Source organism: uncultured Polaribacter sp. (assembly GCF_947495205.1).
Classification (GTDB): domain Bacteria; phylum Bacteroidota; class Bacteroidia; order Flavobacteriales; family Flavobacteriaceae; genus Polaribacter.
The window spans coordinates 153,549-168,010 of sequence record NZ_CANLXV010000002.1 but is presented as its reverse complement, the minus strand read 5'-3'; the positions used below and the strand labels follow the sequence as shown (position 1 = coordinate 168,010).

The window sequence follows — 14,462 nt, the reverse complement described above, 5'->3', positions numbered from 1 at the left end:
AGATATAAAAATATGTCTCATTACGAAGCACCCATAAGGGAACCTTTAGTTTTAGGTGATAAAAGTTACCATGATATTACTGAAGATATTGCGAAACCTATAGAAGGTAAAGCAAATAAACATTGGTACATCGCATTTGCAATATCTTTAGCAGCAATGCTATGGGGTTTTGGCTGTATTTTTTATACAGTAGGAACAGGTATTGGAGTTTGGGGATTAAGCAAAAACATTGGTTGGGCTTGGGATATCACAAACTTTGTATGGTGGGTAGGTATTGGTCACGCAGGAACATTAATTTCTGCAGTACTATTATTATTTCGCCAGAAATGGAGAATGGCCATAAACCGTTCAGCGGAAGCAATGACAATTTTTGCCGTATTTCAGGCAGGATTGTTTCCAATTATACACATGGGACGTCCATGGAATGCATTTTGGGTATTACCTATTCCAAATCAATTTGGTTCACTTTGGGTAAACTTTAATTCACCTTTATTGTGGGATGTATTTGCAATTTCTACTTATTTATCGGTTTCATTAGTTTTCTGGTGGACAGGTTTATTACCAGATTTTGCAATGATTAGAGATAGAGCTGTAAAGCCTTTTCAAAAGAAAATATATGCATTATTAAGTTTTGGTTGGTCAGGTAGAGCTAAAGATTGGCAACGTTTTGAAGAGGTATCTTTGGTACTTGCAGGTTTGGCTACACCTTTAGTACTTTCTGTACATACTATTGTATCTATGGACTTTGCTACTTCAATTAACCCAGGATGGCACTCAACAATATTTCCTCCTTACTTTGTAGCTGGTGCAATTTTCTCAGGATTTGCAATGGTACAAACCTTATTAGGGATAATGCGTAAGGTTACAAATATGGAAGACTACATTACACGTTTACATGTAGAGTACATGAATATTGTAATTATTTTAACTGGAGGTATTGTGGCTGTAGCGTATGCAACTGAATTTTTTATTGCATGGTACACGGGTTCACCATATGAAAATTACACTTATTTATCTGTAGGTGCAGCAACTGGACCATATGCATGGGCATTTTATTCGCTTTTATTCTTTAACATATTAACACCTCAGTTCTTGTGGATAAAGAAAATTAGAAGAAGTTTTATTTGGTCTTTTATCATCTCAATATTTATTAACATAGGTATGTGGTTTGAGCGTTTTGATATTATCGCAATCGTATTAAGTAAAGGTCATTTACCTTCTACTTGGTGGAGATTTGAGCCAACTTTTGTTGATGTAGGTATATTTATTGGTACAATTGGTTTCTTCTTTGTTTTATTTTTACTTTATGCAAGAACTTTTCCAGTAATTGCCCAAGCAGAAGTTAAAACAATTTTAAAGTCTTCAGGTGAATTTTATAAGAAGAGAAGAGAACAAGGTATTCCTAGTAAACCTGCAATCAATACTGTTGTTACAGAACCTGTTGTTGCAGTAAACGATAATGAAGACAAAATTAATGTGCTTTTTGATAAATTAGGAAAATTTGATCCCAATACGCAAACTGCTGATGATTTAAAGAAAATCAGCGGAGTAGGCCCTAAATTAGAAGGTGTATTAAATGGAATTGGCTTATTTACTTTTGAACAAGTAAGTAAAATGACGAAAGAGGAATATGATTTGTTAGATTCAATTACGGGTTCTTTTCCTGGTAGAGCAGAAAGAGACAATTGGGCAGAACAAGCTAAAAACTTATTAAACGGATAATTATGGAATCATCAAAAGTTATACATGCGTTTTATAATGATGACGAAGTTTTGTTAGATGCAGTTCATACTGTAAAAGCAGAGCATCATCATATAGAAGAAGTGTTTTGTCCTTTTCCTGTTCATGGTCTAGACAAAGCTATGGGTTTAGCACCTACAAAATTAGCTATTACGGCATTCTTTTATGGTATTACAGGTTTATCTGTAGCTATTTGGATGACGAATTATATGATGATAGAAGATTGGCCTCAAGATATTGGAGGTAAACCAAGTTTTTCATGGATGGAAAACATGCCAGCATTCGTGCCAATTATGTTTGAATTGACTGTCTTTTTTGCGGCGCACTTAATGGTGATTACTTTTTACATGAGAAGTAGAATATGGCCTTTTAAAGAAGCAGAAAATCCAGATCCAAGAACAACGGATGATCATTTTTTAATGGAAATTCCTGTAAACAATAACGAGGAAGAATTAACTGATTTGTTAGCAAAAACAGGTGCTGTTGAAATTAACGTAGTAGAGAAGCACTAATATAGAGACGATGAAGAATTTTAAATTAATTATTGCTATAGTAGTTCTTACAAGTTTAATTGCTTGTAACGATAAAAAGACAAGACAATACCAGTACATGCCAGATATGTATGAGTCTATACCTTATGATGTAGATGCAGAGAATGGTTTAGGCGGAAATCCGGTAAATAGTAGACCAGTAGCAGGTACAATTCCAAGAGGAGGAACGCCATCTTACGATATTCCTGATACAATTGAAGGTTATGAATTGGCTAAAACCACTTTAAAATCTCCTTTAGAGAAAAATGAAAAGAATTTAGATAATGGTAAGAAAATGTATACCATTTACTGTATTTCTTGTCATGGTAAAAAAGGAGCTGGTCAAGGTTATTTAGCAACTTCAGAAAAGTTTGCAGGTATTCCAAATTATAAAGATAGAGATATAACAGAGGGTAGTATTTATCATGTTTTAATGCATGGAAAAAACTTGATGGGATCTCATTCAGGACAATTAACTTATAAAGAACGTTGGCAAATAGCACAATATGTTGAAGTATTGCGTGCAGATTTGTTAAAGTAGAGTAATAAAGGTAGAATATTAAAGATATGTATCAATTCTCAGGTAAATTAAAAACATTCTCATTAGTACTTATCATTTTAGGTGCTATAGGTATAGCATTAGGTTTTTATAGTGGTTCTAAAATTACTATAAATGATGCTAAACATGCTATTGAATCTTCTCATGGAGCTCATGGTGATACCAGTCACGCTGAAACGGCTCATGATGATTCTGTTCCTAAACAAGGACACTCTGCTAGTGAAATCGCCAAACATGAAGAGCACGTTTTGCATCAAATGAAAAATAGACCTTGGTCGGCATTTTATGTTGCGTTGTTTTTCTCTCTAGGTCTGACACTTTTAGTTTTGGTATTTTACGCAATACAGCGAGTTGCACAGGTAGGTTGGTCCGTAGTTCTATTAAGGGTTATGGAGGCAATTACAGCAAATCTTTTACCTGTATCTATCTTGATGGCGATTGTTTTGATTCTGTCTGTAATGCATTATAATCATTTATTTCCTTGGATGAAAGAGGGGACTTTTGATCCTACAAGTGAAAATTATGACGCTATTGTGGCAGGAAAATCTTGGTGGATTAATTCAACTGGATTCATTGTTAGAAGTATTATTTATTTAGTGGTATGGAATTTATACAGATTTTTCATCAGAAAAAGTTCTATTAAAGAAGATACGGCTAACGACGGACTAAAAACGTATAAGAAGAACTATAATGCATCAGTTATATTTTTGTTTTTATTTATGATTACAGAAACGTTGATGTCTTGGGATTGGATAATGGGATTTGATCCTCACTGGTTCTCTACCTTATTTGCTTGGTATGTTTTGGCTACTTTATTAGTAAGTGCGTTAACAGTAATTGCATTTTTTACAATCTATTTAAGATCTAAAGGTGCATTGCCAGAAATAAATGATAGTCATATACATGACTTGGCAAAATTTATGTTCGGTTTTTCTGTTTTTTGGACGTACTTATGGTTCGCTCAATTTATGTTGATTTGGTATGCAGATATTCCTGAAGAAACTACATATTTTGTAGCTAGATTTACAGAATATAAATTACCTTTTTTAGCAATGGTTGTAATGAATTTTGTTTTCCCTGTTTTGTTATTACTAAATAGCGATTTTAAAAGTAGACCATGGTTTGTTTTTATTGGAGGTGTAGTAATTTTAGCAGGTCATTACATTGATGTATTTGTAATGGTAATGCCTGGAACAGTTGGTGGACAATGGTTCTTTGGAATACCGGAAATAGGCGCTGTTTTGTTTTTTATTGGTTTGATAATCTACACTACATTAAATGCATTTTCGAAGGCAAATCCAATTCCAGTTGCGAATCCATTTTTGAAGGAAAGTGAACATTTTCATTACTACAATATTGAACATACGGGAGAAGGATCAAACGATCATCATTAAGAAATAATTGAATTTAAATAATAAATTAAGAAAAGATATATGCTAGCTCTATTTTATATTTTTATAGGTGTTGCAATTGGTGTAAGTGTTTGGCAAATCACTAGGATTTTAAATCTTAGAGAATCTATTGCCACAGATAAAGACAATGCTGCTCAAGGTAAATATGCCATGTATTTTATGGCGTTCTTTTATGCAATGATGATTTATTGCTTAATCTTTATGAATGTTATTATGCTACCAGAATCTGCTTCTTATGAAGGAGAACATGATGATAATTTATTTGACATTACTTTTTGGCTGATTGGTATTGTGCAGTTTATCATGCAGTTTTTAATTTTTTACTTCACTTTTAAATATAGAGGGAGTAAAGATAAAAAAGCAAAGTTTTATGCAGATAGTCATAAGTTAGAATTCATATGGACAGTTACACCAGCTATTGTTTTAGTAGGATTAATTGGTTATGGTTTATGGCAATGGAACAATGTAATGGATCTGTCTAGCGAAGAAGATGCTATTGTTATAGAGGTTTATTCTCAACAATTTAGATGGGATGCGAGATACGCAGGTGCAGACAATACATTAGGTCTTGGAAATGTTAATTTTATCAAAGGTATCAACACTATGGGTGTAGATATGTCTGATAAAAACAGTATAGATGATAAACAAGTTACAGAGTTGTATTTACCTAAAGGTAGAAAGGTGCATTTTAAATTTAGATCTCAAGACGTTTTACATTCTGCATATATGCCACACTTTAGAGCACAAATGAATTGTGTGCCAGGTATGGTTACAGAGTTTGGATTTACGCCAAAATACACTACAGAAGAAATGAGAAATCAACCAGAGGTGATAGAGAAATCTATTGGTATCAATAAAATAAGAAAAGCAAAAGGAGAGGATCCTTATATTTTTGATTATTTATTGTTATGTAATAAGATTTGTGGTGCTTCTCACTACAATATGCAAATGAAAATTACTGTTGTAGAAGAAGATGAGTATAATAAGTGGTTGTCAGAACAACCAACTTTATCAGAGGTAATTCAATAAATTTAAAAAAAATAAAATACAAATAAAATTAAGGTTATGTCAGATCATCATCATAAAGAAACATTTGTAACAAAATACATTTTTAGTCACGATCATAAAATGATTTCTAAGCAGTTCTTGGTAACTGGTATGTTTATGGGAATCATTGCAGTATTAATGTCAATGCTTTTTCGTTTGCAATTAGCGTGGCCAGACACATCATTCTCTGTTGTAGAAGCTTTTTTAGGTTCACATCAAACAGATGGAATCATGGATCCTGATATTTATTTAGCACTGGTAACAATACATGGTACTATTATGGTATTTTTTGTATTAACTGCTGGTTTAAGTGGAACGTTTAGTAATCTATTAATTCCTTTGCAAATTGGTGCAAGAGATATGGCCTCAGGATTCCTTAATATGGTGTCTTATTGGTTGTTCTTTTTATCTAGTGTTGTAATGGTTATTTCGTTATTTGTCGAAGCAGGACCAGCGGCGGCAGGTTGGACAATTTATCCTCCTTTAAGTGCGCTACCTCAAGCTATACCAGGTTCTGGTACAGGGATGACGCTTTGGTTGGTATCTATGGCAATATTTATAGCTTCTTCTTTAATTGGAGCGCTTAATTATATTGTTACTGTTTTGAATTTACGTACAAAAGGAATGAAAATGACAAGATTGCCATTAACAATTTGGGCTTTCTTTATTACTGCGATTATTGGTGTAGTTTCTTTCCCAGTATTATTGTCAGCTGCATTACTGCTAGTTTTCGATAGAAGTTTTGGTACATCATTTTATTTATCAGATATTTTTATTTCAGGAGAGGTTCTTCATTATCAAGGTGGTTCACCCGTATTATTTGAACATTTATTCTGGTTCTTAGGGCACCCTGAGGTGTATATTGTTTTATTACCAGCTTTAGGTATTACGTCAGAAATTATTTCTACAAATGCTAGAAAACCAATTTTTGGATATAGAGCAATGATTGGTTCTATTATGGCGATTGCATTTTTATCTACAATTGTTTGGGGTCACCACATGTTTATTTCGGGTATGAATCCATTTTTAGGTTCTGTATTTACATTTACAACTTTATTAATTGCAATACCATCAGCAGTAAAAGCATTCAATTATGTTACTACATTATGGAAAGGTAATCTGCAATTAAATCCAGCCATGTTATTCTCAATCGGATTGGTTTCTACTTTCGTTACAGGAGGTTTAACAGGGTTGGTATTAGGAGATTCTGCATTAGATATTAACATTCATGATACTTATTTCGTTGTGGCTCACTTTCACTTGGTAATGGGTGTTTCTGCAATTTTCGGAATGTATGCTGGTGTTTATCACTGGTTTCCTAAAATGTATGGTAGAATGATGAATAAAACTTTAGGATATTGGCATTTTTGGATAACAATAATTTGTGCTTATGGAGTATTTTGGCCAATGCATTTCATAGGGTTAGCAGGTTTACCAAGAAGATATTATACAAATACAAACTTTCCTATGTTTGATGATTTAGCAGATATCAATGTTGTAATTACAATATTTGCTTTAGTTGGAGGAGTTGCACAAATTTTCTTTATTGCAAATTTCTTTATTTCTATGTATAGAGGTGAAAAAGCAACACAAAACCCTTGGAAGTCTAATACGTTAGAATGGACTACACCTGTTGAACATGTGCATGGTAATTGGCCTGGGAAATTACCTGAGGTTCATAGATGGGCGTATGATTACAGTAAGCGTGTAGATGCTGAAGATGATGATAGTGATTACTTACATGGTCAAGATTATGTTTTACAAACTACACCTTTATTAGAAGGCGAAGAGCCATCTTAAATTAATGGTAAATTTTTTAATAGAAACCTTTTCGTTTACGGAAAGGTTTTTTGTTTTTTATAACTTTATGATAGTTTCTGTATCTTAGCTAAGCTTAACAATTGTAAAAATGATTTTTTTAGATAAATTAGAAAACGGTATTAGTTTTCTTTATAAACTTTTTGATATAGACAAGAAAAACGAGGTTTCTGTAATTGCAGAAGCTGAGGAGAAAGTTCAGTTACCAGAAGAATATTTAGAGCGTTTTACTTTATATCCATTACAAAATAAAGATTTCTTAAAAAATAGAGAGTCAGAATTAAAAAGTTTAGAGCTTGCTTTTGAAAATTGGAAAATTACAAATGCTCCGCTTTTGGTTGTAAATGATCCTGGTGAAGGAGGAACATCTTTACTGCATGCAAGTACATATATTTATCCAACAGCTAAAATTTTAGAAACAAATCATGCTGTAGATTCTTACAAAAAATTATTAGTTTTATTAACTACTGTTTTGCGTATTGATATTGAATTTAAATCTTTAAAAGATCTAGAAAAATACATAAATACTTCAGAAGATAACCATATAATTATTCTCGAAAATATTGAACGACTTTTTATAAGAAGAATTCGAGGTTTTGATTTATTAGAAGATTTTTTACTTTTTTTACATGCAACCAAATCTAAAATTTATTGGATTATTTCAATTAACAAATATTCTTTTTACTACTTAAATAGAGTCAAATATTTTTCTTCTCACTTTTCATCTATTATTCATTTAAAACCTATTTTAGAAGAACAACTAAAGGCTGAAATTGTAAATAGAAATGATGGATATCAAACAGTATTTTTAAAACCTAACAACCTTTCTAAAAAGTTAGAGAAACAATTAAAAAAGGCCACAAAGGAAGAGCGACAGGTTATATTAGAAAACATATTTTTTAAAAAATTAGCAAACTTTTCAAAAGGAAATATTTCTAAAGCTATCTTATATGCTAGAAATTCTGCATACAATGTAAAAGAAAAAACGGTTTTTATTAAGCCTATTAAAATTAGAGTTTTTGATGATTTATCTTTAAATGACTTATTTATTTTAGAAGCTATTTTTCAACATAGATCATTATCTATTAAAGAATTGAATATTGTTTTAAGAAATTCTGACAGGCAAAGCAGATTAAGTATAGAAAAATTGTTAGAAAAACAATTAATTCGACTTACATCTAATTTAAATAAAAGAATAGAATATAGAATTAATTTAATGTATTTAGACAGTTTAAAGGAGTTGTTAAGAGAACGTTTAAATAGAAATTTTAGATAATATGAAAACTGCTTTCACCATTCTTTTATATACGTTTTCTCTTTTTAGTTTTGCTCAAGAAAAAACGGTTAGTGCTGTTAAAAATAATGTAGGTAACACAATTTCTACAGCTACTGAGGTTATTTCCATCACTAAAGTATTAACCATTTTGGTAGTTATTATTCTTACTTGGGGATTAATGAAATTATTAGACTGGTTTTTTAAGAATCTAGTTAAAAACTTCAATAGGCATCGTTTAAAAATATTAAGGTTACAACCTATTGTTAAGATCTTGGTATGGACTTTAGCGGTTTATACATTAATTATTACACTTTTTAATCCTTCTGCAGAAGCTATTTACGCATTAATGGGGTCGTCTGCCTTAGCATTAGGTTTTGCTTTGCAAGATATTGTTAAAAATATTTTTGGAGGATTATTAATTATCTTAGATAGACCATTTCAAATAGGAGATCGTATCAATATAAAGGGCAATTATGGTGAAGTTGTAAATATTGGTTTAAGAAATACAATTGTAAATACTTTAGATGATAATACAGTAACAATACCAAATTCGGCCATAATTTCTGACAGTATTTCAAATGCCAATTCAGGAGCATTAGATTGTATGGTGGTTATTAACCTTTGGTTGCCAATTAATGTTGATGTTACTGAAATTAGAAAAATTGTAGAAGAAGCTGCAATTACTTCTCGTTATTTAAACATAGATAGGCCTATTACCATTTTATTTTTTGATCATTTTGATGATCATGCAGCAACAAAAGTGGTAGTAAAAGCATATGTGTTAGATGCGCGTTATGAAAAATTATTTGAAGGTGATGTAACAGAATCTTCTAAGAAAGCATTTATAGAAGCCGGTATTTATAATTAAAAAGAGCTCTTTTTGAGTAATAAAAGTTACAATAGTTTAGGGTAAAATAAATTATCTTTGTTTTTATGAACGAAAACTTAAATCCTGAAAATGATAACTTATCAAATGAAGAGTTAGATGTAGAAGTAAAATTGCGTCCACTTTCCTTTGATGATTTTACGGGTCAAGATCAGGCAATAGAAAATTTAAAGATTTTTGTTGAAGCAGCAAATCAAAGAAATGAAGCTTTAGATCATACGCTTTTTCACGGACCTCCAGGATTGGGAAAAACTACTTTAGCCCATATTTTAGCAAATGAATTACAAGTTGGTATAAAAGTTACTTCTGGCCCTGTTTTAGATAAACCAGGAGATTTAGCAGGTTTATTAACTAATTTAGATGAGCGAGACGTACTTTTTATTGATGAGATACATCGTTTAAGCCCTATTGTAGAAGAGTATTTATATTCTGCTATGGAAGACTATAAAATCGATATTATGATTGAGTCTGGCCCAAATGCAAGAACTGTTCAAATACATTTAGAACCCTTTACCTTAATTGGTGCAACAACTAGATCTGGTTTGTTAACAGCGCCAATGCGCGCAAGATTTGGTATAAGTAGCAGGTTACATTATTATAAAACAGAATTACTTACCACAATTATTCAGAGAAGTGCACATATTTTAGGGGTACCAATTTCTATGGAAGGCGCAATAGAAATTGCAGGTAGAAGTAGAGGAACACCTAGAATTGCCAATGCTTTATTAAGAAGAGTAAGAGATTTTGCACAAATTAAAGGGAATGGAAGTATCAACATAGAAATTGCTAAATATGCATTAAAAGCTTTAAATGTAGATGCACATGGTTTAGATGAAATGGATAATAAGATTTTAGCAACTATTATAGATAAATTTAAGGGAGGCCCTGTAGGAATTTCTACTATAGCAACTGCCGTAAGCGAAAATACAGAGACCATAGAAGAAGTTTACGAACCTTTTTTAATACAACAAGGTTTTATTATGCGAACTCCTAGAGGTAGAGAGGTTACAGATTTAGCGTATAAACATTTAGGAAAAACTAAAGGAAGAAATCAAGGAGAGTTGTTTTGATTAGTCTAAAGTCTAAAGTCTAAAGTCTAAAGTCTAAAGTCTGAAAGTCGAAAAGTAAAGTTAAAACAAGAATACAAGAGTAAGAATCTCTTCCTCTAGGGAAGGTTAGGATGGGCTTATGAATATCAAAAAAATTATACCTATTTTAGAATGGTTACCTAATTACAACACTGCCTTGTTTAAAGGAGATTTGGTTGCAGGTATAACTGTTGGTATTATTTTAATTCCACAAGGCATTGCTTATGCACTAATTGCAGGTTTACCACCAATTTATGGTTTGTATTGTGCTTTAGTACCGCAAGTTATGTATGCTATTTTTGGATCTTCTCGTCAGGTAGCTATTGGTCCTGTAGCTATGGATTCTCTTATAGTTGCAACAGGTGTTTCTACACTGGCTTTAGCGGGTTCAGAAAGTTATATTTCAATAGCTATTTTGTTAGCATTTATGGTTGGTGCAATTCAACTAATAATGGGCTTTTTTAGCTTAGGTTTTATTGTAAATTTTTTATCAAAACCGGTAATTACAGGTTTTACATCTGCCGTGGCTTTTACCATTGGTATCAATCAATTTAGAAATCTTTTTGGAGTAGATTTTGTTCAAAGTGATCAATTCCATATCATCTTAAAAGATATTTATTTGCAAATTTCAGATTTTAATTACCACACAACCGCAATTGGTTTTGCAAGTATGGCAATTATCGTGTTTTTTAGAAAAATTCATAAAAAAATACCCAATGCATTAATTGTTGTTGTTTTAGGAATAGTACTAATGAAATTCTTTAAAACAACGTTTATAGAGGTTTCTATTGTAAAAGACATTCCTTCTGGATTACCAAAATTTAGTGTGCCAGATTTAGATTTTTCTCAGGTTAAAGAACTGTTGCCAATTGCCCTAACCTTGGTAATGGTAGGTTATTTAGAAACAATTTCTATAGGTAAATCTTTAGAAGCCAAACAAGATGAGTATAGAGTAAGACCAAATCAAGAGTTAATAGCTCTAGGTTTTGCAAATTTAATAGGATCTATGTTTAAAGCATATCCAACAACATCTAGTTTTTCTAGATCTGCCATTAATCAAGAAAGTGGTGCAAAAACAGGTATGGCTGCTTTAATTGCTGTACTTATGGTAGTAATTACATTGCTATTTTTAACTCCTTTATTTTATCATTTACCAAAAACAGTTTTAGCGGCAATAATTATTGTGGCCGTTTTTGGGTTGATAAATGTAAAAGAAGCTCGTTTTTTATGGAAAGCCAATAAACTAGATTTTTATTTAATGTTAGCTACTCTTTTGGCAACCTTATTTTTAGGTATTAAATATGGTATAATAGTTGGTGTAGGTTTATCTTTAATCGTGCTAATTTACAGAACCTCTAGACCACATGTGGCAGAATTAGGTAAAGTACCCAATTCTAATTTTTACAGAAATAAAGAACGTTTTAACGAAGTAGAAATAGAAAGTGATATTTTGGTATTTCGATTTGATGCACAACTTTTTTATGCAAATTCTAGTTATTTTAGAGATAAGTTAGAAGAAATGATCTACAAGAAAGAAAACAAACTAAAATTAATTGTTTTAGATGCAGAAAGTATAAATAGAGTAGATAGTACAGGTGTAGAAATGTTAAAAGAACGCATAAAATACTTCCAAAAAAGAGATATTGTGTTCTATTTTGCCGGAGTAAAAGGTCCAGTAAGAGATGATTTATTTAAAAGTGGAATTTTAGATATCATAAATATCAATCATTTTTTTATGCGTGCAAATCAAGCTGTAAAGTTTTATAAAACTGGCGATAGGAGCAATCAAGAAAAATATTCAAAATACATACATCAATCCTATTAATAATACTTGGTAACAAAGGTCACTGAAAAGATTAAAGATCGTTTGTAGATTTGTAATATAAATTAAGAATAATACAATATCTATGACTATAGAACAAATTTATACAGGTTGTTTAGCACAAGGTGCTTATTATATAGAAAGTAATGGAGAAGTAGCCATTATAGATCCATTAAGAGAAGTGCAAGATTATATAGACAAAGCAGCTAAAGATAAAGCTACTATTAAATATATTTTCGAAACGCATTTTCATGCAGATTTTGTAAGCGGACACGTAACTTTAGCTGAAAAAACAGGAGCAAAAATAGTATTTGGACCTACTGCAAAAACAGATTTTGATGCAATAATTGCAGAAGATAATCAGGTTTTTAAAGTAGGAGATATTACTATTACAGTTTTACACACTCCAGGACACACTTTAGAAAGTTCTTGCTATTTATTAAAAGATAAAAACGGAAAAAATCATGCACTTTTTAGCGGAGACACTTTGTTTTTAGGTGATGTTGGGAGACCAGATTTAGCTCAAAAATCTGATGTTACAGAAAAAGATTTAGCCGGTTTTTTATATGACAGTTTAAGAAATAAAATAATGCCTTTGGCAGATGATGTAATTGTATATCCTGCTCATGGTGCTGGTTCTGCTTGTGGTAAAAACCTAAGTAAAGAAACTGTAGGCACAATTGGCAATCAGAAAAAGACCAATTATGCTCTAAGAGCAGATATGTCTAAAGAAGAATTTATAAAAGAAGTTACAGACGGTTTATTACCACCACCCGCTTATTTTCCTTTAAATGTACAGTTAAATAAACAAGGTTATAAATCTATAGACGATGTTCTTAAAAATAGTGCAAAACCTTTATCTGTTAAAGATTTTGAACACATAGCAAATTCAACAAATGCTTTAATTTTAGACGTAAGACATCAAGAAGATTTTATACAAGGTTTTATACCACAATCTATTTTTATAGGAATTAATGGAGGTTTTGCGCCTTGGGTTGGGGCTTTAATTAAAGATATTGCACAACCTATTTTATTGGTAGCTCCAATAGGCAAAGAAGAGGATACAATTACCAGATTATCTCGTGTTGGTTTTGATAATGTTTTGGGTTATTTAGAAGGAAGTTTTAATGCTTGGAAAAATGCCGAAAAGGAAATTGATGTTTTACAATCTGTATCAGCTTTAGCGCTAGAAGAAAAAATAAAGGAAAACGATTTAGTTTTTGATGTTAGAAAGCCTGGTGAATACTCAAGTGAACATATAGAAAACGTAACCAATACACCTTTAGATTTCTTAAATAATCACATTACAGCATTTCCACAAAAAGCTCCTTTTTATGTGCATTGTGCTGGTGGTTATCGCTCGGTAATTGCTGCTTCTATTTTAAAAGCAAGAGGTTTTCATAATGTAATTGATGTTGCTGGTGGTTATGCAGCAATAAAAAAAACAGCAATTAAAACAACAGCGTTTGTTTGTCCTTCCACTTTAAAATAATAAAAAAATGAAATATTTTTTTAAAATAGTTATTTGTAGTTTATTTTTTATGAGCTGCAGTACACAAGAAAATATAAAAACAATTACTACAAAAGAATTAAAAGTACTTTTAAATGAAGATACTATTCAGCTTATGGATGTTAGAACACCTAAAGAAATAAAACAAGGAGCCATAAAAACAGCACTTTTTGTTAATTATTTTGACACCGATTTTACCGAAAAAGTAACTAAAAAATTAGATAAAACAAAACCAGTCTATTTAGTGTGTAGAAGCGGAAATAGAAGTGTAAAAGCCTGTAAGCTTTTAAAAGAAAAAGGCTTTGAAGTCTACAATGTTTTAGGAGGATTTAATCAATGGAAAAAAGAAAATTAGCAATTATGACAACAACTATTCAAATAGAAAATTTAAAATGTGGTGGTTGTGCTGCTACCATTAAAAAAGGCTTATTAGGTTTAGAAAATATACATGAAGTACATATTGATGTTGAGAAATCTATGGTTACTGTAACTTCAGAAAATATAGATTTAGTAAAGGTAAAAACAAAACTTTCTAAATTAGGCTACCCAGAAGAAGGCGACGAAAATACAGTTTTACACAAAGCAAAATCTTTTGTAAGTTGTGCTGTAGGTAGGGTAGAGTCTTAAATAGGTTTATTTGATAACGTCTACTAAATGAAATTAAGCGTATAGAAAGGTGCTGATTTTTTGGAATATACATGAGTCGAATTTTTATTTTTAAATGTTTCTTTTCCAAATTTTGTTACTTACTTTAGATAAAGCGTTGGCAAAAAA

The 14,462-nt window shown here is 31.3% G+C and carries 13 protein-coding genes; all 13 read left to right on the top strand.

The features are described from left to right. Positions 1 to 12 precede the first annotated feature (12 nt). The 13 genes from nrfD to Q0762_RS02885 all read left to right on the top strand — a co-directional run bounded on the left by nrfD (position 13) and on the right by Q0762_RS02885 (position 14,315). Positions 13 to 1,722, top strand: a complete 1,710-nt coding sequence (gene nrfD / locus Q0762_RS02945; RefSeq protein ID WP_298763398.1) for an NrfD/PsrC family molybdoenzyme membrane anchor subunit — start codon at positions 13 to 15, stop codon at positions 1,720 to 1,722. 2 nt (positions 1,723 to 1,724) lie between these two features. After that, a complete protein-coding gene (locus Q0762_RS02940; protein WP_298763397.1) occupies positions 1,725 to 2,252 on the top strand; it encodes a DUF3341 domain-containing protein in 528 nt (175 codons plus the stop codon). A 10-nt stretch (positions 2,253 to 2,262) separates the two neighbouring features. Continuing rightward, positions 2,263 to 2,811, top strand: a complete 549-nt coding sequence (locus tag Q0762_RS02935) for a cytochrome c (RefSeq protein ID WP_298763395.1) — start codon at positions 2,263 to 2,265, stop codon at positions 2,809 to 2,811. Positions 2,812 to 2,837: 26 nt separating this feature from the next. Next, positions 2,838 to 4,223 carry a quinol:cytochrome C oxidoreductase gene (locus tag Q0762_RS02930; RefSeq protein WP_298763393.1) on the top strand — a complete coding sequence of 462 codons (1,386 nt, stop codon included), beginning with the start codon at positions 2,838 to 2,840 and terminating at the stop codon, positions 4,221 to 4,223. A gap of 39 nt (positions 4,224 to 4,262) precedes the next feature. Continuing rightward, a complete protein-coding gene (locus Q0762_RS02925; protein ID WP_298763392.1) occupies positions 4,263 to 5,270 on the top strand; it encodes a cytochrome c oxidase subunit II in 1,008 nt (335 codons plus the stop codon). A gap of 36 nt (positions 5,271 to 5,306) precedes the next feature. Further along, positions 5,307 to 7,088 carry a cbb3-type cytochrome c oxidase subunit I gene (locus Q0762_RS02920; protein WP_298763390.1) on the top strand — a complete coding sequence of 594 codons (1,782 nt, stop codon included), beginning with the start codon at positions 5,307 to 5,309 and terminating at the stop codon, positions 7,086 to 7,088. A 109-nt stretch (positions 7,089 to 7,197) separates the two neighbouring features. Then, positions 7,198 to 8,382, top strand: a complete 1,185-nt coding sequence (locus Q0762_RS02915) for a hypothetical protein (RefSeq protein ID WP_298763388.1) — start codon at positions 7,198 to 7,200, stop codon at positions 8,380 to 8,382. Between the two features lies 1 nt (position 8,383). Next, positions 8,384 to 9,250 (top strand): mechanosensitive ion channel domain-containing protein, encoded by an 867-nt coding sequence (locus Q0762_RS02910; protein ID WP_298763386.1) that lies wholly within the window; start codon positions 8,384 to 8,386, stop codon positions 9,248 to 9,250. 65 nt (positions 9,251 to 9,315) lie between these two features. Continuing rightward, positions 9,316 to 10,338 (top strand): Holliday junction branch migration DNA helicase RuvB, encoded by a 1,023-nt coding sequence (gene ruvB / locus Q0762_RS02905; protein ID WP_298763384.1) that lies wholly within the window; start codon positions 9,316 to 9,318, stop codon positions 10,336 to 10,338. 118 nt (positions 10,339 to 10,456) lie between these two features. Beyond that, the gene (locus Q0762_RS02900) at positions 10,457 to 12,181 is read left to right on the top strand and encodes a SulP family inorganic anion transporter (RefSeq protein WP_298763382.1); all 1,725 of its coding nucleotides are present in this window, start codon (positions 10,457 to 10,459) and stop codon (positions 12,179 to 12,181) included. A gap of 82 nt (positions 12,182 to 12,263) precedes the next feature. Further along, entirely contained in the window at positions 12,264 to 13,670 is a 1,407-nt protein-coding gene (locus tag Q0762_RS02895; protein ID WP_298763381.1) for a rhodanese-like domain-containing protein, read from the top strand. Positions 13,671 to 13,677: 7 nt separating this feature from the next. Further along, positions 13,678 to 14,043, top strand: a complete 366-nt coding sequence (locus Q0762_RS02890; protein WP_298763379.1) for a rhodanese-like domain-containing protein — start codon at positions 13,678 to 13,680, stop codon at positions 14,041 to 14,043. Further along, positions 14,025 to 14,315, top strand: a complete 291-nt coding sequence (locus Q0762_RS02885) for a heavy-metal-associated domain-containing protein (RefSeq protein WP_298763377.1) — start codon at positions 14,025 to 14,027, stop codon at positions 14,313 to 14,315. The genes Q0762_RS02890 and Q0762_RS02885 overlap by 19 nt, the downstream gene beginning before the upstream one ends. The last annotated feature ends 147 nt before the right edge of the window (positions 14,316 to 14,462 follow it).